Below are 21,714 nucleotides of genomic sequence, written 5' to 3' on the forward strand. Positions count from 1 at the left end.
GCTAGAACGGGAAGATGAACCAGTAGAAGGAGCGGGAGGCGGTGGCGCCGCCCGCGTCGGTCACCCGCACGGTCGCGTAGTAGTTGGCCCAGGTCGTGGGCCGCCCGCTGATCACGCCGGTGCTCGGGTTGATGCTCAGCCCGGCCGGCAGGCCGGACGCCGTCCACCGGTAGGGCGTGGTGCCGCCGGTGGCGTGCATGGCGACGCTGACCGAGGTGCCCTTGGTCGAGGTCAGCGTGCCGGGGTCGGCCAGCGCCAGGTCGCCCGGCGGCGGCGTGGTCGAGCCGATGGTGAGCGAGTAGTCGGCGGAGTGGGTGACCGCGCCCGCCGTCCCCGTCACGTGGATGGTGTACGTCCCGGCCGCCGCCGAGGCCGTGGTCGCGATCGTCGCCGTCGACGAGTCGCCGGGGTTCACGGTGGCCGGGGCGAAGGAGACGGTCACGCCGGAGGGCTGGCCGCTCGCCGTCAGGGTGATCGCGCCCGTCGGGTTGGTCCCGGCGGTCGTGCTCACCGTCGTGGTCGCCGACGCGCCGGGCTGGACGCTGCCGCCGGTGGGCGACAGGGCCAGGCCGAAGTCGGCCGGCGGCGGGGTCGTGGTGCCGAGCAGGGCGTCGCCGAGCGCGTCGCCCTTCATCGAACCCCAGCCGGTGCACAGATCGTAGCCGGTGCCGGCGCTGTACGTGCCGTTGCTGCCGCTGGTGACGTCGTGGAACAGGCTCGTGTAGCTCGAGCCCTTCGCCAGCGAGTACAGGGTCGGGTTGAGGGCGCCGAGGCGGGCCTTGCCGGCCGCGCGGGCCTTCTGGTTGAGCAACGCGACGTAGCCGGCCCACAGCGGCGAGGACAGGCTGGTCCCGCCGACCGACTGCCAGCTCCCGTTGGTGTTCACCGACAGCGCGCCGGCGCTGTAGTCGGCCAGCAGCGCCACGTCCGGCACCGAACGGTACTGGTTGGAGCCGGTCTGCCAGTCGGGCCGGGCGAAGATCGACGAGTACGCGCCGCCGGAGCGGGTATTGCCGGTGCCGCCCTGGTTCCAGCACGTCTCCGACGAGTACGTGCCGGCGTTGTCCGACGTCGTCAGCCGGGTGCCGCCGACGCCGGTGAACAGCGGGTCGCTGGCCGGGTAGTCGGCCTGCAGGGTGGAGTTGTCGCCGTTGTAGCCGCAGCCGGTGGCGCCCCAGTCGCCGGACGCCGACAGCAGGGTCACGCCCTGCAGCACCATCTGGTTGTACGAGTCGTGCGAGGCGTTGATCGGCGCCGACTCGCACTTCTCGCCGGCCAGCCAGGAGCCGGACAGGATCGTGATCTGGTTGTCGGAGGCGATGCGGGCCATCTCGTGCACCCACGCGGTGTCGGTGTTCGGCGCCGAGTACACGATCTGCGAGGCCGACGGCGCGGTGGCCGCGACGGCGTCGATGTCGAGCGTGACCTCGAGCTGGCCGCTGCCCGGGGTGGACACCCCGCCGTCGATCTTCACCACGGTCGGCACCACCCGCGGCTGGCCGAACTGGCTGGTCCAGGTGTCGATGTCGGCCTGCTTGAAGGTGTCGAACTCGATGAGCCCGACGGTCTCGCCGCTGCCGGTGTAGGAGCCGGACAGCCCGGTGAGCGAGTACGCGGTGCGCAGCTGGGCCGGCGTGTACCCGCCGCCGGGCCCGGTCGGGGCCGCATGGCGGAACATGGGCCGGCTGTCCAGGCCGGTGACGGCCCGCGTCACCCCGGCGATCTCCGCCGGCACCGCCGGCGCCGCGTCGGCGGCGTAGAAGCGCCCGCCGCCGGCCGCCTGGAAGTCGGACACGGCGGTGTGGAAGGCCTTGCCCGCCGCGGCGGCCGGCCCGGTGGCCACGACGACCTGCCGGTTGCCGGTCACTTCCTGGACAGTGAGCCCCTGGCCCCTGAGGTAGGCCGAGACCCGGTCGACATCGGACTGGGCGGGCGCGAACAGCGCGTTGTACTCCGCGGCGGTGAGGTAGTGCCGGTACAGCGGCGAGGACGGGTCGGAGACCGCGGCGACGAGGGCGTCGAGCCGCGCCTGGTTGCGCGGCTTCAGGGCGACACCGACGGTGACGTCGGCGGCGCTGGCCCCGAGCCGGCGGGGCCCGTCGGTCGCGGCCGCGGCCGGCGAGGCGAGCGTCGCCGCCCCGGCCAGGAGCGCCGCCACCAGGGCAACCATTCTTCGATACATGGGGATCTCCCGATGGAGAGGGTGAGGAGCGATGGCGGCGACCGTAACGACCCTCGATCGGGTGCGAGAAGGCTTAGCTGACGCGTCGCAGGTTTGCCGGCGCCGGCCCTGCCGACCTGCGCGGATGTCGCGGAAACGGCGAAGCGCGTCACAGTATTGGACGCGGGGCGCGACCGGGCACCAATGCCCGCAGATCAGTGAACCTCAAACGTTCGGGTGAGATCCGGCACGCAACGGGCGCGATATTGTCGGCTCCGTGACGCGGGAGGCGCTGCGGTACGTCAAGGCCACCGCCGGGGTCGCCGCGCTCGGCACCGTCTGGTGCGGGGCCTACCTCACCGTCGGAGCCGGCACCGAGGCCCTCGTCTACGTCTTCGTCCCGGTGGGCGGCGCCCTCGCCACCGCGTCCGTGCTGCACCTGGTCCGCCGGGGCGACCTCGACCCCGCCGGACGGCGCTTCTGGCGCCTCGTGGTGACCGCGCTGGCGTTGATCACCATCGGGTACGCCTGGCTCGCCCTCGACATGCTGGTGCACTGGCGCGGGGCGCACTGGCGCACCATGCCGCTGCCCGCCGCCGGCTGCACGGCGCTCGGCTTCGCCATCGCCATCTGGGCCGTCGCGCGGGTGCCGGTGGCGCAGTCCGGCGGCGTCGAGCGCTGGCGCATCCTGCTCGACCGCATGATCGCCTTCCTCGGCTGCGCGGCCGTGCTGTGGTACGCCGGCCTGGCCCCGATGTTCTCCGCCGCCGAACCGTGGAGCCCCCAGGCGATGGTGCTGGTCGGGCTCGGGCTCCTGGTCGCGATCGGGGCGGCGACGAAGGTCTCCTACGTCGAGGGCGGCCCGGTCGACCCGGCCGCCCTGCGGTTCATCGCGGCCGGCGGCGGCGCCGTGGCCGCGGCCGTCTCCGTGCTGGCGGTGCGGTTCGGCTACGCCGGGGTCGTGCCCGCCCAGGCGATCGTCATGCCGCTCGCGCCGGTGCTGGCCACGCTCGGCGCGGCCGCCCAGTGGCGCGCCACCACCGGGCCGCGGACCCGGCCGGCCCGCGGCGGGGTGCTACTGCCCTACCTGGCCGTGGCCGCGGCCGACGTCCCGCTCATCGCCGTCGCGCTCGGCGCGCCGCTGCGCTGGCCGGCCCGGGTCGTGCTGCTCGCCGCGGTGCTGGTGACCGCGCTGGTCACGCTGCGGCAGTACGTCGCCTTCCGGGAGAACGCGCGGCTGCTGCACAACACGCGGGTACAGGAGGAGCGGCTGCAGTACGAGGTCAGCCACGACGGGCTGACCGGGCTGGCCAACCGGGCGCTGTTCCGGGACCGGCTGGCGGCCGCCCTGACCGGCACCGGCCGCGCGTACGTGCTGCTGGTCGACCTCGACGACTTCAAGACCGTCAACGACCTGCTCGGCCACGGCGTCGGCGACGGGCTGCTGGTCTCGGTCGCGCAGCTGCTGCGGGCCGAGGCCGGGGACCACGGCCTGCCGGTGCGGGTCGGCGGCGACGAGTTCGCGGTGCTGCTCACCGGGCCCGGGGCCGACCCGGAGGGGGTGGCCCGGCGGCTGCTGGCCGCGCTCGACCAGCCGATCAGCGAGCACCGGCTGCTGGTGCAGGCCAGCATCGGCATCGCCGAGGCCGGGCCGGGCGCCACCGTGGACTCCGTCCTGCGGGATGCCGACGTCGCGATGTACACCGCCAAGCAGCGCGGGAAGGCGAGCTTCGTGCGCTACGTCGACGGCATGGGCGAGCCGGTGCTGGCCCACATGCAGCTCGGGGCCGAGCTGCGCCGGGCCGTCGACGAGGGCGAGCTGCGGGTGGTCTACCAGCCGATCCACCGCCTGGACGACAACCGCGTGATCGGGGTCGAGGCGCTGGTGCGCTGGCAGCACCCGGAGCGCGGCGTGGTGAGCCCGGCCGAGTTCATCCCGGCCGCGGAGCGCACCGGGCTGATCGTGCCGCTGGGCCGGTTCGTGCTGCGCGAGACCTGCCGGCAGGCGGCGGCGTGGCTGGCCGAGTTCGGCCCCGACGCGCTGCAGGAGGCGGGCCTGAACGTCTCCGCCCGGCAGCTGCACGACCCCGACTTCGTGGCCGACGTGACCGCGGCCCTGGCCGAGAGCGGGCTGCCCTGCGAGCGCCTGGTGCTCGAGGTGACCGAGTCGGCGGTGCTGCGCGGCCAGCAGGTCTCGCGGACGCTGTCCGAGCTGGACCGCATGGGCATCCGGCTGGCGCTGGACGACTTCGGCACCGGCGAGTCGTCGCTGAGCCTGCTGCGGGCGTTCCCGGCCGCGATCGTCAAGCTGGACAAGTCCTTCGTGGACGGCATCGAGGTCGACGACGGGCGGCCGGCCGCCGCCGACGCCCGGCAGGCGGTGGCCCGCGCGGTCATCCAGCTGGCCCGGGCCCTCGGCCTGGACACGGTGGCCGAGGGCGTGGAGAGCGCCGAGCAGGCGGCCGTGCTGCGCGAGCTCGGCTACACCCTCGGCCAGGGCTACCACCTGGCCGAGCCCATGACCGCCGGCGAGGTGTCCCGCGTGCTGGCCCGCCAGCAGGCGATGGCGACCCTCGAGCGCTGAGCGGCTACTCGCGCCAGCCGGAGAGCTCCACGCCCTTGGAGGTCTCCACCCGGTAGCCGAGGCGGATCGTCTGCTGCGCGGACTCGTCGATCGGCAGCTTCCAGGTCAGCACGCCCAGGTCGGTCCGCTCGGCCGGCTGCGGCTCGGCGAGCGTCTCGCGGACCGTGATGGCGTCGTGGCGGGAGACCGGCAGCTGGTCGAGCACGGTGACGGTGATCGGCCGCCCGGTGTAGTTGCCGATCGTGGTGCGGTACTCCACCTCGCGCCGCCGGCTGGAGCCGAGCGTCGCCTTCGTGGCGGTGCGCCGGGTCAGCTCGCGCTCCACCCGCACCCGGTCGTCGAGCCCCAGGGCCAGCTCCAGCTCCTCGCCGGGGGCCCAGGTGGCAAGCCCCGTGCGGCTGACGAAGTCGGCCTCGTGGAAGACCGCGGCCTGGCCGGGCGGCAGCGTGTGGCCCGAGGAGTTGGTGACCACGGCGCGCAGGTGCACGTCCGCCGAGCGGGCCGGTGCGGTCACGTGGTCGAGGCGCGCGGCCAGGTCCAGCACCGCGACGGTGGCCCGGGCGGTGGTGCCGTCGGCGGGCACCGCGACCGGGCGGGCCGGGCGGTAGACCGCGGCCACCGCCCCCTCCTCGACCCGGGCCTGGGCCTGCCCGAGCGGGGCGATGTCGGCGAACGCCTCCTCCAGCATCGGCGCGCCACCGGGCGCCGGGGCGGACATCATCGGGGCCGGCATGGGGCCGCCGCCGCCGAAGCCCGCCGAGCGCGCCATCGGCATCGGCACCGGCGGCGGGAGCGGGTCGAGGTACCACGGGCGCAGCTCGGGGATCTCGGCCACGCCCGAGGTGCGGGCGGTCGACAGCGCCAGCTCGCACTCCGGCCAGTCCTCGCCGGTGCGCTGCTCGACCAGGCCGAACCAGGTCACCTGCAGCGCGTCGCCGACGAGCCGCACATCGTAGTTGGAGCGCCAGCCGGCCTCGCCCACCTGGTACGTCACGTCCAGCTCGACCGGCCCCTCGTCGGCCACGCTCAGCGCGACGACGGCGTAGCGGGCGTCGGGCTCACGCTTGCCGGACAGGTCGGCCAGGCGCCGGTCGGCGGCGGCGATCCGGTCGGCCACCTCGGTGCGGCGCTCCTGCAGCTGCCGCAGCGCGGCCAGCACCTCGGTCATCTCGGCCCCCAGCGTGCCGGCGAACCCGGTCGCGGCCTCGGGGGCGGACGCGCCGGTGGCCAGGCCGCGCGCGTAGGCCGCGCTCGCCCGCTCGCCCAGCGTGGTGAGGAACGTCTGGCGCTGGCGCAGTACGGTCTCGGCGTCCTCGATCCCGTCGGCCTCCGCGGCCAGGCGGCGCCGCTCGGCGCGCAGCTCGGCCACGGTCGCGTCGGAGGGCTCGGCGCGGCGGTGCAGCACCACGTCGACCCCGAGGACGGTGGCCGGCCCGCGCCCGCTGACCCGCACCGAGTCGGGGTCGATCCCGAGTGGCAGCGGGCCGACCTCCACCACCCGGTCCCCGGCCGGCAGGACCTGCCGGACCCGGCGGGTGACGCGCGCCTGGGCCGGATACACGGTGACCGCGACGATGGGCGCGTCGATCGAGTTCTCCACGATGCGCACCGTAGCAGTCCGCCGCTCGCGCCCTTCGCCGATCACAGTTTCATGACGAAACGCAGAGACGTTGACGAATTGACGGATATCTGCAACGTTAGATTTCCCCGTCCGCAAGAAGCTTGCAGAATCTTGCAACTTCCCGGCAGGCGCACCGCCGACCGCCTGCCCCCGAGCGCCCCACACCCCACTACGCCCAGGCCCGAGCGCGCCTCCGCCAATCCCGACTCCCACCGGGACGGCCGCCGGGTCACGGGGCGATCCGCGCTGTCATCTGAACGGAGCAGAAGACAACCCCATGAGAGCCAAGCTGCTCGCCGGCGCCCTGACGGCCGTCATGGCCGTCGCCGCCGGCGCCGCCGTCGCCTCCACACCCGCCCACGCCGCCGGTGGGCCCAACCTCGCGCTGGGCAAGACCATCACCGCCAGCAGCGCCAACGGCCAGTACGTGGCCACCAACGCCAACGACGGCAACCAGTCCTCCTACTGGGAGAGCGCGAACAACGCCTTCCCGCAGTGGATCCAGGTCGACCTCGGCGCCGCCACCGCCGTCGACCAGGTGAAGCTGAAGCTGCCCACTGGCAGCTGGGGCGCCCGCACGCAGACCCTGAGCGTGCGGGGCAGCTCCGACGGCAACAACTTCGCCGACCTGTCGGCCTCGGCTGGGCGGACCTTCGACCCGGCCAGCGCCAACACCGTGACCATCGACTTCACCGCGGCCACCGTGCGCTACGTCCGGGTGAACATCACCGCCAACACCGGATGGCCGGCCGGGCAGCTGTCGGAGTTCGAGGTGTACGGCGTGAGCGGCACCGCGCAGCCGCCGACCGCGCCGGGCAACCTGACCCTCACCGAGCCCACGGCCGGCCAGCCCAAGCTCACGTGGACCGCGTCCTCGTCCACGCTGGGCATCGGCGGGTACACGGTCTACGCCAACGGCACCGCCCGCGCGACCGTGTCCGGCACGACGCTGACCTACACCGACACCCAGCCGACCACCGCCACGGTCACCTACTGGGTGCGGGCCAAGGACACGGCCGGCAACGAGTCGGCCGACAGCAACCACGTGACCCGCAACGGGACCACGCCGCCCGGCGGCACGAACCTGGCCCCGGGCAAGGCGATCGAGGCGTCGTCGTCGGTGTTCTCGTTCGTCGCGACCAACGCCAACGACGGCAACACCGGGACGTACTGGGAGTCCAACGGGTACCCGTCGACGCTGACCCTGCACCTCGGGGCCAACGCCGACCTCACCTCGCTGGTCGTCAAGCTCAACCCGGACACGGCCTGGGGGCCGCGCACGCAGAACTTCGCCGTGCTGGGCCGCGAGCAGTCCGCCACCGGCTTCAGCAACCTGGTCGCCCGGGCCGACTACAGCTTCAGCCCGTCGGGCAACCAGAACACCGTCACCGTCCCGGTGAGCGGCCGGGTCGCCGACGTGCAGCTGCAGTTCTTCAGCAACACCGGCGCCCCCGGCGGGCAGGTGGCCGAGCTGCAGGCGATCGGCACCATGGCGCCCAACCCCGACCTCGTGGTCACCGCCGTCTCCTGGTCGCCGAGCTCGGTGAACGAGTCCACCCCGATCACCCTGTCGGCGACGGTGGGCAACAGCGGCAACGCCGCGTCCCCCGCCACCACGGTGAACTTCAACCTCGGCGGCTCGGTCGCGGCCACCGCGGCCGTCGGCGCGCTGCAGCCCGGCGCGTCCACCACGGTGACGGCCAGCGTCGGCACCCGCGCGATCGGCACCTACCCGGTCTCGGCCACCGTCAACCCGGCCAAGACCGTCATCGAGCAGAACACCGACAACAACACCCTGGCCGCGTCCACCTCCCTCGTGGTGACCCAGGCGCCCGGCCCGGACCTGCAGGTCCTCTCCATCACGAGCAACCCGGCCAGCCCGCCGGCCGGCGCCGCGGTCTCCTTCACCGTGGCCGTGAACAACCGCGGCACCACCGCGGTCACCGCCACCACGGTCACCCGGGTCACCGTCGGCACGACCACGCTCGACGCCAACACCGGGCCGATCGCGGCCGGGCAGACCGTCAACGTCGCCATCCCCGGCACCTGGACGGCGGTGAACGGCGGCGCCACCATCACGGCCACCGCCGACGCCACCAACGTGGTCGCCGAGACCAACGAGACCAACAACACCCTGACCAAGTCCATCGTGGTCGGTCGGGGCGCCGCGGTGCCCTACACCGAGTACGAGGCGGAGAACGGCACCTACACCGGCACCCTGCTGACCGCCGACGCGCTGCGCACCTTCGGGCACACCAACTTCGGCACCGAGTCCTCGGGCCGCAAGTCGGTGCGCCTCGACGCGTCCGGCCAGTACGTCGAGTTCACCTCGACCAACCAGGCAAACTCGATCGTGGTGCGCAACTCCGTGCCGGACTCGCCCTCGGGCGGCGGCCAGGACTACACCATCAGCCTGTACGCCAACGGCACCTTCGTGCAGAAGCTGACCCTCTCCTCGCACTTCAGCTGGCTGTACGGCAACAGCGACGACACCGAGTCGCTGTCCAACACCCCGGGCGGCGACGCGCGCCGGCTCTTCGACGAGTCGCACGCGCTGCTGTCGTCGAGCTACCCGGCCGGCACCAAGTTCCGGCTGCAGCGCGACGCCGGGGACAACGCCTCGTTCTACGTCATCGACCTGGTCGACCTCGAGCAGGTCGCCCCGCCGCTGAGCCAGCCGGCCGGCTGCACCTCGATCACGCAGTACGGCGCGGTGCCCAACGACGGCCTGGACGACACGGCGGCGATCCAGCGGGCCGTGATGGACAACCAGAACGGCGTCATCTCCTGCGTGTGGATCCCGGCCGGGCAGTGGCGGCAGGAGCAGAAGATCCTGACCCCGGACCCGACCCGCGGGCAGTACAACCAGAAGGGCATCCGCAACGTCGTCGTCAAGGGCGCCGGCATGTGGTACTCCCAGCTGTACACGACCACCGAGCCGCAGAAGGTGGTCGGCAACATCAACCACCCGCACGAGGGCAACGTCGGCTTCGACATCGACGACAACGTCCAGATCTCCGACATCGCGATCTTCGGCGGCACGACCAACCGCAAGGACCGCGGCCACGGGCTCAACGGCCGCTTCGGCAAGAACACGAAGATCAGCAACGTGTGGATCGAGCACACCAACGTCGGCGCCTGGGTCGGCCGCGACTACAGCGACACGCCCGCCTACTGGAACCCCGCCGACGGCCTGCAGTTCAGCGGGATGCGCATCCGCGACACCTACGCCGACGGCATCAACTTCGCCAACGGCTCGCGCAACTCCTCGGTGTTCAACTCGTCGTTCCGCACCACCGGCGACGACTCGATGGCGGTCTGGTCCAGCACGTACGTGAAGGACCAGTCGGTGGACATCGGCCACGACAACCACTTCACCAACAACACCGTCCAGCTGCCGTGGCGGGCCAACGGCATCGCCATCTACGGCGGCTACGGCAACGTCATCGAGAACAACGTCGTGTCCGACACGATGAACTACCCCGGCATCATGCTCGCCACCGACCACTCCCCGATCCCGTTCTCCGGTACCACGACCATCGCCAACAACGGGCTGTACCGCTGCGGCGGCGTGTTCTGGGGCGAGCAGCAGAAGTTCGGCGCGATCACCCTGTTCGCGCCGTCCAGCGACATCGTCGGGGTCACCATCCGCGACACCGACATCTCCGACTCCACCTACGACGGCATCCAGTTCAAGGCGGGCAGCGGCCAGTACCCGAACGTGGCCATCACCAACGTCCGCATCGACAAGTCGAACAACGGCGCCGGCATCCTGGCCATGGGCAGCGCCCGCGGCAGCGCCACGCTGACCAACGTCACCATCACCAACTCGGCGACCGGTGACCTGGTCAAGGAGCCGGGCTCGCAGTTCGTCTTCAACGGCACGCCCAACCACTAGTTCCACCGGCGGTCACCGGCCCTCTTCCGGGCCGGTGACCGCCCCCGGAACCGGATCCGCGGTGGTAGCGTCCAAGCTCCATGCGGACCAGAATCCTCGCCGTCGTCGCCCTTGTCGCGCTCGCGATCACGGGGTGCGCGAAGCAGCTCGACGGGCCCGAGGCCCCGGCGGGCTCGCCGGAGATCCACGACGCCTGGACCTCGTGCAAGGACCTGCCCGAGCGCACCCCGACCGGCCCCGCCGGGCTGGAGGGCCAGGCCGACGCGCTGATGCTGCCCCGGCTGCCCGACGACTTCGCGCCGGTCGCCGTCGTGCTGTGCGCCATGGAGATCCAGGACGGTCCCGGCGGGGCCAAGAACCAGGCCAGGGTCGAGCGGCGCACGACCGACGTGCGCGAGCTCACCGCGGCGCTGCGCCTGCCCGGCCTGCGGCCACCGGCCGACGCGGCGTGCAGCCTGGAGGCGGTCATCCTCCCGTTCTTCGCGGTCCTCGACGCCGGCGGGCACTGGTTGCAGCCCGGCGTCGCCGGCGACGGCTGCGGCCACCCCCGCATCGAGGTGCGCAACGCGCTGCAGCACCTGCACAGCACCGTCGTGTCCTCGACCGTCATCAACGAGATCGAGTCCTCCGCGGCCGCCCAGTCCGGCTGCGCTCAGCGCTACACGGACATGGTCGGCACCGTGACCAGCGACGCCGGCGCGAAGCTGGACGGGCCGTTCGAGCCGGCGACGTCGGACGTGCGGCTGTGCATCTACACCGTGCCGGCGTCCGAGCAGGGCAGCGCCAAGCCGGCCGGGGACTTCGAGCGGGGCGGGCCGCTGGCCGCGGCGGCCTGGGCCGAGCTGCGTGCGGCCATGCTCGCCGCCGGGCCGGCCGCGCCGTGCACGGCCCACGCCGGCCGGTTCGCGATGTTCCAGCCGGCCGGCAACGGCCCCGGCGGCGTGTGGGTCGAGCTCGACGGCTGCCACCGCATGTGGGCGGAGGTGGCCACGGGCGGCGGGTCGCTGCGCCAGGCCGGCATCGAGCTCGTCGAGCGGATCAACAAGGCCGTCTGAGCACCGCTTTGTGAGACTTTCATCGGTCCCGGGCCGTCGCCGCTGGTCCCGGGACAGCTCGAAGCGCTTCGATTGAGTTTCGAAACGGCGGGGCGTAGTCACGTACGTCATGAAGCGAAGACTCGCCCTCGCCGGCGCCGCGCTGGTCGCGGTCGCCGCGTCGATCGTGGTGGCCGCCCAGCCGGCGTCCGCCGCCGTCGGCCTGCACATCAGCGGCCGCAACATCGTCGAGGCCAACGGCCAGACGTTCGTCATGCGCGGGGTGAACCACCCGCACGTGTGGTACACCGGCCAGACCAGCTCGTTCGCGAACGTCAAGGCGCTCGGGGCCAACACCGTGCGCGTGGTGCTCGGCAGCGGCAAGCGGTGGGGCCCGTCCAACGACATCCCCAACATCATCGCGCTGTGCAAGGCCAGCCGGCTGATCTGCGTGCTCGAGGTGCACGACACCACCGGCTACGGCGAGGACGGCGCCGCCGCCACCCTCGACGAGGCGGTCAACTACTGGATCAGCCAGAAGGCCAACCTGGTCGGCCAGGAGAGCTACGTCGCCATCAACATCGGCAACGAGCCGATCGGCAACAACAACCCGGCCCAGTGGACCGCGGCGACCGTCGCGGCCATCCAGAAGATGCGCAGCAACGGCTTCCAGCACCTGCTGATGGTCGACGCGCCGAACTGGGGCCAGGACTGGCAGAACGTGATGCGCGACAACGCCCAGACCGTGCTGGACGCCGACACCCAGAAGAACACGGTGCTGTCCATCCACATGTACAGCGTCTACAACACCGCGTCGAAGATCACCGACTACCTGGACCGCTTCCAGGCGGCCGGCTGGCCGCTCGTCATCGGCGAGTTCGGCTGGCAGTTCAACTCCGGCGAGGTCGACCACGAGACGATCCTGTCCGAGGCGAACAAGCGCGGGCTGGGGTACATCGGCTGGTCCTGGAGCGGCAACACCGACCCGATCCTGGACATGGCCACCAACTTCGACCCCAACCAGCTCACCACCTGGGGCCAGCGCATCTTCAACGGCGCCAACGGCATCAAGGCCACGGCCAAGGAGGCGAGCGTCTACGGCGGGACCAGCCCGTCGCCGAGCCGCAGCAGCGCCTCCCCCAGCGTCAGCCCTTCGGCCTCGCGCAGCCCCTCCTCCAGCCCCTCGTCCAGCCCCTCGGCGCCCTCCAAGGGCTGCACCGCGACGTACTCCGTCGTCGGGCAGTGGCCCGACGGGTTCCAGGGCGACGTGAAGGTCACCGCCGGCTCGGCCGCGATCACGGCCTGGACGGTGACATGGACGTTCCCGAACGGGCAGGCCGTCACCCAGGCCTGGAACGCGACGGTCACGAGCAGCGGCTCGGCCGTGACCGCCCGCAACGTCTCCTACAACGGCGGACTGGCCGCCGGTGCGTCCACGAACTTCGGCTTCCTCGCCTCGTGGACCGGCACCAACGGGACGCCGACGCTCGCCTGTACCGCGAGCTGACGGTCCCGGGACGGGCCGGGTATGGCGGTACCCGGCCCGTCGTCTCCATCAGGATCCGTAGACCTCGTACTCCCACAGCGAGTAGCCCCACTGCGTGCCGCGCTGGGTGCCATTGATGCGGACGTATCGCCCGGTCCCCGACACCGCGACATCGTCGATGCCGCCGTCCCCGGTCGTGGTGCTGTACACCGTCGTCCAGTTCGTGTTGTCGGCCGAGGTTTGCACCTGATACGCCCGCGCGTAGGCCGTCTCCCAGTTCAGCCGCACCCGGTTGATCGTCCGGCTCGCCCCGAGGTCGACCGCGATCCACTGTGGATCGCTGTACGCGCTCCCCCATCGGGTGGTGACGCTGCCGTCGACCGCGTTGGCCGCGGCGTGCGGACTGTTCGGCTCGACCGACGACGCCGTCACCGGGCGGCCCAGCGCGAGGTTGGCCGAGCCGTACACGTTGAGGTCCCACAGCGAGTAGCCCCACTGTGTGGCCCGCTGGGTGCCGTACATCCGGACATATCGCCCGGTTCCCGAGAGCGCGATATCGTCGATGCCGCCGTCCCCGGTGGTCGTGCTGAAGATCGTGCTCCAGGTGGCGTTGTCCGGGGACGCCTGGATCTGATATGCCCGCCCGTAGGCCGTCTCCCAGTTGAGCCGGACCCGGTTCAGGTTGTAGACGGCGCCGAGATCAACGGATATCCACTGTGGATCCGCGTACGCGCTGGACCAGCGGGTGGCCGCGTTGCCGTCCACGGCCAGGCTCCCCGACCGGCCGGGGTCGTCGGTCGACGACGTCGTCACCGGGCGTCCCTTGGCCAGGTCACCGGCGGGCGGCGTGACCGTGTCGGCCTTGATGCGGATGTTGCGGTAGAAGATGTGGGCGGCGTCGCCGTCATTCTGCACGCCGATGTAGCCGTTGGCGATGTTGCGGGTGCTCATGTAGTCGTTGATCTTCACGCCGTTGAGGGAGACCTCGACGTGCTGGCCGTGGACCTGGACGTCGTACGTGTTCCACGACCCCGGCGGGTTGAGGTTGGCGGCGCGCAGCGCGGCGTCGGGCGCCTGGAAGCTGTAGACGCTGCCGGTGGTGCGGGTCGGGTCGGCGTCGGAGGCGTCGATCTGGATCTCGTGGCCGGCGCTGACCGGGGCCCACGGGTCCCCGTTCGGGTCAGGGAACCCGATGAAGACGCCGCCGTTGTCGTCGCCCGGCATCATCCAGTCGACCCGCAGCGAGTAGTTGGCGAAGGTGCTCAGGGGGTACCACAGCAGCCCCATGCCACCGAAGGAGCTCAGCGTGCCGTCGCCGCCAAGGGTGAACCCGCCCGGCCCGGCCTGGCGCCACTTGCTCAGGCTGGCCTGGGTGCCGTCGAACAGGGCGGTGTAGCCGTCCTCCACCGCCGCCTCGGCGCGCGAGACGGTCAGCGCGGGGGCGAGCGCGGTGGCCAGCACGAGCGGCAGCGCCCATCTCAGCAAAGTGTGCACGGTCGTTCCTCTCATGCGCCGTAGACCTCGAGTTCCCACAGGGAGTAGCCGTACTGCGTGCCGCGCTGGGTCCCATAGACCCGGACGTATCGTCCGGTCCCCGAGAGCGCGATGTCGTCGATGCCGCCGTCCCCGGTCGTGGTGCTGTACACCGTCGTCCAGTTCGCGTTGTCCGCCGAGGTCTGGACCTGGTACGCCTTGCCGTAGGCGACCTCCCAGTTGAGCCGCACCCGGTTCAGCGTCTTCGTGCCGCCGAGGTCCACGGCGATCCACTGCGGATCGGCGTAGGCGCTCGACCACCGCGACGACGGGTTGGCGTCCACCGCGGCGCTGCCCGGCCGGCCCGGATCGTCGGTCGAGGAGACCGTCACCGGGCGGTTGCGGGCCAGGTTCGGGGCCGCGTAGACGTTGAGGTCCCACAGCGAATAGCCCCACTGCGTGGCCCGCTGGGTCCCATAGATTCGCACATATCGGCCGGTCCCCGAGAGCGCGATGTCGTCGACGCCGCCGTCGCCGGTCGTCGTGCTGTACGCCGTCGTCCAGTTCGCGTTGTCGGCAGAGACCTGGATCTGGTACGCCTTGCCGTAGGCGACCTCCCAGTTGAGCCGCACCCGGCTCAGGTTGTACGTGGCGCCGAGATCCACGGCGATCCACTGTGGATCGGCGTAGGCGCTGGACCAGCGGGTGGCCGCGTTGCCGTCCACCGCCGCGCCGCCCTGCCGGCCCGGGTCGTCGGTCGAGGAGACCGTCACCGGCCTGCCGCGGGCCACGTCGACCGGGCCGGTGAACGTGAAGGTGTCCACGTTGAACAGCGCCCCGCTGCCGCCCTTGAAGGTGAGGTACAGCGCGTGCGTCCCCGGCGGCGGCGTGATCGCGGTGCTGAGGTCGACCCAGTTCTCCCACCCCCCGGTGCCGGGGATCGTCATCGAGCCGGCGAGCGGCCCGGTCGGCGAGTCGGTGCGCAACTCCAGGGTGCCCCCGGCGGTGGCCGAGGCGACCCGTGCGCTCACGCCGGTCGCGCCGGCCAGGTTGTACGGCGTGAACGACAGCCAGTCGCCGTTGTCGATGGCGCCGACGTAGGAGCCCTCGGCCGTTGTGGTGTTGTAGACGGTCAGGTTGCCGCTGGACGAGCCGAAGTGCTCGGCCTGGCGGTGCCGGGGCTGCAGCAGGATCTGGGCGTGCGCGGACAGCCCGCCCTTGTCGGTGTAGGCCGCGTCGATGACCCCGAAGATGTTGTCGCTCGGGTTGTGCTCGCTGTTGGCCGACGTCTGCAGCACGCCCGAGCAGCCGGTGGCGCTCGTGATCGGGTGGCCGTGCTGGTCGTGGCCGAGGATGAAGTTGACGCTCACCTTCGAGCAGTCGATGGTGCCGTCCTCGGGGTCGGCGACGCTCACCTGGAACGGCACCGCGTCGCCGAAGTCGAACAGCGCGCCGTTGGCCGGGCCGGCGATGGTCACGGTCGGTGCGGTGTTGCCGACCGTGACCAACGTGGACGCCGTGCCGGTGTTGCCGGCCGGGTCGGTGACCGTGAGCCGCGCGGTGTAGGAGCCGTTGGCCGTGTAGGTGTGCGACGGGTTGGCCTGGGTGGACGTGGCGCCGTCGCCGAAGGCCCAGCTGTAGGTCAGCGCGCCGCCCTCCGGGTCGCTGGAGCCGGCCGAGCTGAACGACACGGCGAGCGGGGGCTGGCCCGAGGTACGGCTGGCGGAGACGACGGCGGTCGGGGCGCGGTTGCCGCCGGGGACGCCCTCGAACCGGTACAGCGCCGAGTTCTCGTCACCGTTGAACCAGCCGGCGCCGTAGTCCAGGATGTAGAGCGCGCCCTCCGGGCCGATGGCCATGTCCATGATGTGCTTGTGCGTCCAGCCGAAGTTGGCGACCGGGCCGGGGCTGCCGTCGGCGTTGACGGTCACCGTCTTGATCCAGTCGAGGGAGAACTCGCCGGCGAAGAACTTGTTGTCGAAGCTCTGCGGCAGCTTCGCGGCCGAGGCCAGGTTCGGGTCGTAGTGGTACACCGGGCCGGCCATCGGGCCGCCGCCGGTCTCGCCGAGCGGGGAGCCGGGCTGGTTGTCGTACGACAGCCAGGCGGGCTTGGCCGGCGGAAGGTTGGTCAGGCCCGTGTTGTGCGGCGAGTCGTTGACCGGGGCGTTGCAGTTGAACTTCGGCCCGGAGGTGCCGGTGGCGAAGTCGTAGTCGTTGTACGGGCTGTTGTAGCCCTGGCAGTACGGCCAGCCCTCGTTGCTGGGCCCGGTGATGCGGTCGAACTCCTGGTGCCCGCCCTCGCCGCGGTTCGGGTCGTTGGTGTCGGAGTCGGCCGCGTAGTTGCCGACGTAGACGACCCCGGTCGCCTTGTCCACGGACATCCGGAACGGGTTGCGGAAGCCCATCGAGTAGATCTCGGGGCGGGTCTTCGCGGTGCCCGGCGGGAAGAGGTTGCCGGCCGGGACGGTGTACGTGCCGTCGGCCTGCGGCTTGATGCGCAGCAGCTTGCCGCGCAGGTCGTTGGTGTTGCCGGCGGTGCGCTGGGCGTCGAAGTCCCAGCTGTACCCGGGCCGCTCGTCGATCGGGGTGTAGCCGCTGGAGGACCACGGCTGGGTGTCGTCGCCCGTGGTCAGGTACAGGTTGCCCTGGGCGTCGAAGTCGATGTCCCCGCCGACGTGGCAGCACATCCCGCGGTCGGTGGTGACCTGGAGCATCTTTCTCTCGCTGGCCATGTCCAGCGTCCCGTCGGCCTTCAGCGTGAACCGGGACAGCTGGTTGTAGCCCTGCCAGGCCCGGAAGTCGGCGTCGGTGCCGGTCGACGGGGCGTCGCCGGCCGGGGTGTTCAGAGGCGGGGCGTAGTACAGGTAGATCCAGCGGTTGGCGGAGAACCCGGGGTCGGCCGCGATGCCCTGCAGGCCCTCCTCGTCGTGGGTGTAGACCGGGATCGTGCCGGCCAGCTTCGTGGTGCCCCCGGCGTCGGTGGCGAAGAGCCGGCCGTCCCGCGAGGTGTGCAGCACCGTGCGGTCGGGCAGGACGGCGAGCGACATCGGCTCGCCCATCGCGGCCGGTCCCTTGGCCATCGTGACTTCCTGCAGCACGTCGGCGGCGTACGCGGCGGGCGGCTCGACGGCAAAAACATTGACGGTCACGAGTATCGTGACGGCGACGGCGGCTGTGCGCCTGCGCATTGGCGGACTCCTTCGCGACACGGAGGAGCGCGCCGCCGCCCCAGACTTTCATCAGTGTCGATAAAAGATTCCAGTCGTACGACGAATCTGTCAACGCGTTCGACAAAAGTCGATGTGCCAGGAATCCCTTGACACGCGGCCGATTGTCAGTCAGGTTTCCTGTTTATTGCCCTCCTCCTTCGAAGGGTTGCCCATGCCCCACGTACTGCGCGGCCTGCTCGGCGCCGCGGTGGCCGTAGCCGCGCTGGTCCCGGCGACCGCCGCCAACGCCGGCGAGGCCCACCGCACCCTGCCCGAGCACGTCTTCTCGCCGTACTTCCAGAGCTACACCGACGCCAGTCCCGCCGCGGTCAGCCGGGCCTCCGGCGCGCGGTACCTCACCATGGCGTTCCTGCAGACCCAGGCGGCCGGCTCCTGCGACGTGCTGTGGAACGGCGACCCGGCCAAGCCCGTCGCCTGGTCCACGTTCGGCCCCGACATCGCCCGCATCCGCGCCACCGGCGGCGACGTGGTGCCGTCCTTCGGCGGCTACAGCGCCGACAGCACCGCCACCGAGATCGCCGACAGCTGCACCGACGTCCCCCGGATCGCCGCGGCCTACCAGAAGGTGATCGCCACCTACGGCGTGACCCGCCTGGACATGGACATCGAGGACCAGTCGCTGAACGACCTGGCCGCGATCGACCGCCGCAACCAGGCGATCCACCTCGTGCAGCAGTGGGCCGCGCGCCAGCACCGCCCGCTGCAGATCGTCTACACCCTGCCGACCACCCCGCACGGCCTGGAGCCCAACGCGGTCAACGTGCTGCGCAGCGCGCAGCGCTACGGCGCCCGGGTCGACATCGTCAACATCATGACCTTCGACTACTACGACGACCAGCCCCACGACATGGCCGCCGACACGAAGAGCGCCGCCCGCGGCCTCCTCGACACCCTCCGGCAGCTGTACCCCCACCGCTCCACCGCCGACCTGTGGCGCATGGTCGGCGTCACCGAGATGCTCGGCATCGACGACTACGGCTCGGGCGGCGAGACCGGACCGCTGGAGATCCTCACCCTGGCCGGCGCGCGCGACGTCACCCGGTGGGCCGCCGAGCACCACATCGGCGAGCTGTCCTTCTGGGCGCTGGGCCGCGACAACGGCGGCTGCCCGGGCGTGGCCGGCTCGGACGACTGCTCCGGCGTGGCCCAGGCCCCGTACCAGTACACCCACATCATGCAGGCCTTCGCCGGCTGACGCGGCCGGTCCGGATGTGCCCGCCCGTCGCGCGGCGGGCACATCCTCCCGGCCCATAGAGTGGGGCGGATGCTCTTCGTCTCGTACGCGACGGCCGACCGGGCGCTGGTGGCGCCGCTGGTCGACGCGGTCGAGGAGCTGGCCGGGGCCCGGCTCGCGCGGGCCGCGGCCCTCGCGTTCGTGGTCCACGTCCTGGTGCGCGCCATGGCCGGGCTGGGCGGCGACCCCGGCCGGAGCTGTCGGCCCGGATCGCCGCGATGAGCGAGGCGGTGTACGGCCCGGCTCGGGCGAGGTCGCCGCGCTGGAGGACGTCGTGCGGCGGGCCGGCCCGGCCCGCTGACCCCGCGGCGGTCAGTCCGGGGCGCGCATCCGCCAGGCGTCGGTGACCAGCTCCTCGAGGCGGTCCGGGTCCACCGTGTCCAGCCGGAGCATGACCAGCGGCATGCCGTCGTACGCCGAGGTGGTGAAGAACCGCTCCGGCTCGCCCAGCAGCAGGGCCTGCTTCTCCGCCTCGTCGCCGACGTAGAGCACGGCGACGTCGGTGCGGATCACCCGCGGCCGGCCCGGGAGGCGCTCCGGGTAGGACCAGACGAAGCCCTTGTTGCCCACCCGGAAGTCGAAGCCCTCGCTGTCGATCTCGGCCACGCCGGGCAGCGCCAGGGCCAGCCTCCGCACGTCGTCCGCATCCGCCATGAGCCCCAGCCTATCGGGGCTGCTTGCGGTACCGATATCGTTAGTGGTACAAACGTTAGAGCGACAAACGAATTCGAAGGGACACGACCATGGGCACGCAGTTCGGCACGCAGCTGATCGGGCAGACCGAGAAGGCCCTCAACGCGATCCTGGAGCGGATGCTGGCCGGGACCGGGATCAGCGAACCGCAGTGGGTGGCGCTCACCCTGACCGTCCGGGCGGGCGGCCCGGTGCCGGCCGGGGAGCTGGCCGGGCGGATCGCCGCCGCGACCAAGACCGGCCCGGCCGCGGCGCGCGAGCGGCTGGGCGAGCTGGCCGCGGCCGGCCTGATCGAGCACGCACCGGACGGCGCGGCGTGCGCGACGGAGCGCGGCCGGGCGCAGTGGTCCGCGGTGCGGGCCCGGATCGAGGAGCTCACCGACCGGCTGTGGGGCGACCTGCCGGCGGCCGACCTCGCCACCGCCGGCTCGGTGCTGAGCACGGTCCTGGGCCGCGCCAACGCGGTCCTCGCCTGAACGAGTGGCGGCCGGCCCGCGCGCACCCGGGCACCCGCCGACTCAGGTCAGCGCGGCGGCGAGGTTGGGCAGGGTCGCGCGGGTGACGGCGACGAGGCGGTCGCGGAGGTCCTGCCGGTTCTTGTCGGTCCAGCCGGCCTTGTCGGAGCGGGTGAAGCGGACGCGCAGGATCCAGACCAGGTTGGCCTGGCGGACGCCGATCACGAGCATGAGCTCGGTGGCGGCCTTCTGGCTGGAGTCCTTGGCCTGGTACACGACGGCCTCGTCGCCCAGCCCGGCCACGGCGACCGGGTTGTCGTTCACCCGCGCGGTGTCGGCCACCATCTGCTGGTAGTCGAACGCGGTGCCGGCCGGGTCGGCGCGCACGCTGACGCTGCCGTTGAAGACGGCGATGGCCGCGCCGCGCTTCTGGGTGCGGGTGCTCTGGCAGTTCGCGGTGGCCATCTGACCGTTCAGGTTGCGGCTGGGCAGGTCCGGCTCCTCCTGGCCCTCGTACAGGTCCGCGAACGGCGCGAGGTCCATGAACGCGCAGAGGTTGTCGGGGGCCTTGGTGAGGTCGTACCGCGGCGCGGGCGCGCTCGCCGGCGCGTCCGCCCCGGTGCCGCCGGTGTCCCGCAGGCTCATGTAGGTGGCGAACCCGGCGAACGCCAGCACCACGACGGCGGCCGCGGCCACCGCCACCCGGAGCCGTCCTCGCGGTGCCGCCGCCCGCGCTGCCGGTACGGTCGGCTCGTCCGCGCTCGGCGGCGGCACGGCCGGCGGCTCTGCGCTCGACGCCACCGGCGGGCCGCCGAGGCGCAGGGCGCCGTCGGCCACCACGAGCTCGGGCTGCTCGGCCACGACCGGGGCGATACCGAGCGTCTCGTGCAGCATCGTGGCCACCAGCGGGATGCGGCTCGAGCCGCCGACCAGGAACACCCCGCCGACGTCGGCCGGGCTCACCCGGGCCGTGCGCAGCAGCGCCGCCGTCATCGCCACCGCCGGCCACAGCACCGGCTGGGCGACGGCCTCCAGCTGCTCGCGCCCGAGCGGCACCTCCCGGCCCAGCGACGGGACCGCCACCACCGTGCCGCTGGCCCGTGACAGCATCTCCTTGGCCGAGCGCACCTCGTCCCACAGCCTCAGGCGGGTCGCGGCGTCGCTCCACAGCGGCCCGAACGTCTCCTGCAGCGCGGTCACGATGGCGGCGTCCACGTCGAGGCCGCCGATGTCGTCGCGGCCGTCGTCGGCGACCGGGTCGTAGCCGTGCGGGCCGCGGCGCAGCAGCGAGACGTCGCAGGTGCCGGCGCCGAGGTCGAAGACGAGGAGGTGGGCGCCGTCGGGCAGCGCGCCGCCGTGCACCGCGGCGAACGCGGCCGCGGCGGCGAGCGGCTCGGCGACGAGGTCGACGTCGGCGAGCCCGGCCCGCCGGGCGGCCGCGGCGAGCGTGGCGCGGCGGGCCGGCCCCCAGTCGACCGGGTGGGTGAGCGTGGCCGCGCGGACCGGTGCGGCCGCGACCCGGGCCGCCTCCGCGGCGACCCGGGCGAGGACCGCGGCGATGAGCTCACCGACCGCGACCTCGGCGTCGCCGAGCAGCACGGCCGGCTCGTCGATGCGCCGCTTCGGGTTCGGTTCGAGCCGGTGCGGCGCGCTGCGGGCCAGGTGCGCCGCGTCCCGGCCGGTGTGCAGCCGGCCGTCCGGCCCGAGCAGCACCGCGGAGGCCAGCAGGGGTGAGCCGTCGAAGAGCAGCTGCTGCGCCCGCCCGTCGGGCCGGCGCAGCACGGCGACGGTGGTGGACGTGCCGAAGTCGATCCCCAGCCGCAGCGCGGGCTCCGTCATGGTCGG

The 21,714-nt window shown here is 72.4% G+C and carries 13 protein-coding genes; 7 read left to right on the forward strand and 6 right to left on the reverse strand.

The window, feature by feature from the left end:
• Position 1: 1 nt before the first annotated feature.
• Positions 2-2,182 carry a protease pro-enzyme activation domain-containing protein gene (locus ABD352_RS07930; RefSeq protein ID WP_344611571.1) on the reverse strand — a complete coding sequence of 727 codons (2,181 nt, stop codon included), beginning with the start codon at positions 2,180-2,182 and terminating at the stop codon, positions 2-4.
• 256 nt (positions 2,183-2,438) lie between these two features.
• Here ABD352_RS07930 and ABD352_RS07935 point away from each other — a divergent pair, with 256 nt between their 5' ends.
• On the forward strand, positions 2,439-4,745 hold the full coding sequence (locus tag ABD352_RS07935) for a putative bifunctional diguanylate cyclase/phosphodiesterase (RefSeq protein WP_344611572.1): 2,307 nt from the start codon (positions 2,439-2,441) through the stop codon (positions 4,743-4,745).
• 4 nt (positions 4,746-4,749) lie between these two features.
• Here ABD352_RS07935 and ABD352_RS07940 read toward each other — a convergent pair whose 3' ends face one another.
• The gene (locus ABD352_RS07940; RefSeq protein WP_344611573.1) at positions 4,750-6,345 is read right to left on the reverse strand and encodes a DUF4139 domain-containing protein; all 1,596 of its coding nucleotides are present in this window, start codon (positions 6,343-6,345) and stop codon (positions 4,750-4,752) included.
• A 298-nt stretch (positions 6,346-6,643) separates the two neighbouring features.
• Between ABD352_RS07940 and ABD352_RS07945 the strand changes: the two genes are divergently transcribed.
• The 3 genes from ABD352_RS07945 (at position 6,644) to ABD352_RS07955 (ending at position 12,805) form a co-directional block, all read left to right on the forward strand.
• Positions 6,644-10,264, forward strand: a complete 3,621-nt coding sequence (locus ABD352_RS07945) for a CARDB domain-containing protein (RefSeq protein WP_344611574.1) — start codon at positions 6,644-6,646, stop codon at positions 10,262-10,264.
• Positions 10,265-10,344: 80 nt separating this feature from the next.
• Positions 10,345-11,319: a hypothetical protein gene (locus ABD352_RS07950; protein WP_344611575.1), complete on the forward strand. Its 975-nt coding sequence runs from the start codon at positions 10,345-10,347 to the stop codon at positions 11,317-11,319.
• A gap of 109 nt (positions 11,320-11,428) precedes the next feature.
• Positions 11,429-12,805: a cellulase family glycosylhydrolase gene (locus ABD352_RS07955; protein ID WP_344611576.1), complete on the forward strand. Its 1,377-nt coding sequence runs from the start codon at positions 11,429-11,431 to the stop codon at positions 12,803-12,805.
• 48 nt (positions 12,806-12,853) lie between these two features.
• Here the strand turns inward: ABD352_RS07955 and ABD352_RS07960 are convergent, their stop codons facing one another.
• Together ABD352_RS07960 and ABD352_RS07965 are read right to left on the reverse strand one after the other, a co-directional pair.
• A complete protein-coding gene (locus tag ABD352_RS07960) occupies positions 12,854-14,278 on the reverse strand; it encodes a galactose-binding domain-containing protein (RefSeq protein WP_344611577.1) in 1,425 nt (474 codons plus the stop codon).
• Between the two features lie 11 nt (positions 14,279-14,289).
• Positions 14,290-17,445, reverse strand: coding sequence for a discoidin domain-containing protein (locus ABD352_RS07965; protein WP_344611578.1), 3,156 nt, complete (start codon positions 17,443-17,445; stop codon positions 14,290-14,292).
• Positions 17,446-17,638: 193 nt separating this feature from the next.
• On the opposite strand from ABD352_RS07965, the gene ABD352_RS07970 reads away from it, so the two are divergent.
• Positions 17,639-18,682, forward strand: coding sequence for a chitinase (locus ABD352_RS07970; RefSeq protein WP_344611579.1), 1,044 nt, complete (start codon positions 17,639-17,641; stop codon positions 18,680-18,682).
• A 69-nt stretch (positions 18,683-18,751) separates the two neighbouring features.
• Positions 18,752-18,943: a hypothetical protein gene (locus ABD352_RS07975; protein ID WP_344611580.1), complete on the forward strand. Its 192-nt coding sequence runs from the start codon at positions 18,752-18,754 to the stop codon at positions 18,941-18,943.
• Between the two features lie 90 nt (positions 18,944-19,033).
• On the opposite strand, the gene ABD352_RS07980 is transcribed toward ABD352_RS07975, so the two are convergent.
• The gene (locus tag ABD352_RS07980) at positions 19,034-19,375 is read right to left on the reverse strand and encodes an MmcQ/YjbR family DNA-binding protein (protein ID WP_344611581.1); all 342 of its coding nucleotides are present in this window, start codon (positions 19,373-19,375) and stop codon (positions 19,034-19,036) included.
• Between the two features lie 89 nt (positions 19,376-19,464).
• Here ABD352_RS07980 and ABD352_RS07985 point away from each other — a divergent pair, with 89 nt between their 5' ends.
• On the forward strand, positions 19,465-19,890 hold the full coding sequence (locus tag ABD352_RS07985) for a MarR family winged helix-turn-helix transcriptional regulator (protein WP_344611582.1): 426 nt from the start codon (positions 19,465-19,467) through the stop codon (positions 19,888-19,890).
• A gap of 42 nt (positions 19,891-19,932) precedes the next feature.
• Here ABD352_RS07985 and ABD352_RS07990 read toward each other — a convergent pair whose 3' ends face one another.
• Complete coding sequence (locus ABD352_RS07990; RefSeq protein WP_344611583.1) at positions 19,933-21,708, reverse strand: Hsp70 family protein; 1,776 nt, start codon at positions 21,706-21,708, stop codon at positions 19,933-19,935.
• Positions 21,709-21,714: the final 6 nt, after the last annotated feature.

Origin of the sequence: Dactylosporangium salmoneum (genome assembly GCF_039532525.1) — a bacterium.
Classification (GTDB): Bacteria; Actinomycetota; Actinomycetes; order Mycobacteriales; family Micromonosporaceae; genus Dactylosporangium; species Dactylosporangium salmoneum.

Coding starts and splice junctions, on each gene's coding strand:
- ABD352_RS07930 (WP_344611571.1), bottom strand. CDS start 2,182: ATGTATCGAAGAATGGTTGCCCTGGTGGCGGCGCTCCTGGCCGGGGCG.
- ABD352_RS07945 (WP_344611574.1), top strand. CDS start 6,644: ATGAGAGCCAAGCTGCTCGCCGGCGCCCTGACGGCCGTCATGGCCGTC.
- ABD352_RS07950 (WP_344611575.1), top strand. CDS start 10,345: ATGCGGACCAGAATCCTCGCCGTCGTCGCCCTTGTCGCGCTCGCGATC.
- ABD352_RS07955 (WP_344611576.1), top strand. CDS start 11,429: ATGAAGCGAAGACTCGCCCTCGCCGGCGCCGCGCTGGTCGCGGTCGCC.
- ABD352_RS07965 (WP_344611578.1), bottom strand. CDS start 17,445: ATGCGCAGGCGCACAGCCGCCGTCGCCGTCACGATACTCGTGACCGTC.
- ABD352_RS07970 (WP_344611579.1), top strand. CDS start 17,639: ATGCCCCACGTACTGCGCGGCCTGCTCGGCGCCGCGGTGGCCGTAGCC.
- ABD352_RS07975 (WP_344611580.1), top strand. CDS start 18,752: ATGCTCTTCGTCTCGTACGCGACGGCCGACCGGGCGCTGGTGGCGCCG.
- ABD352_RS07980 (WP_344611581.1), bottom strand. CDS start 19,375: ATGGCGGATGCGGACGACGTGCGGAGGCTGGCCCTGGCGCTGCCCGGC.
- ABD352_RS07985 (WP_344611582.1), top strand. CDS start 19,465: ATGGGCACGCAGTTCGGCACGCAGCTGATCGGGCAGACCGAGAAGGCC.
- ABD352_RS07990 (WP_344611583.1), bottom strand. CDS start 21,708: ATGACGGAGCCCGCGCTGCGGCTGGGGATCGACTTCGGCACGTCCACC.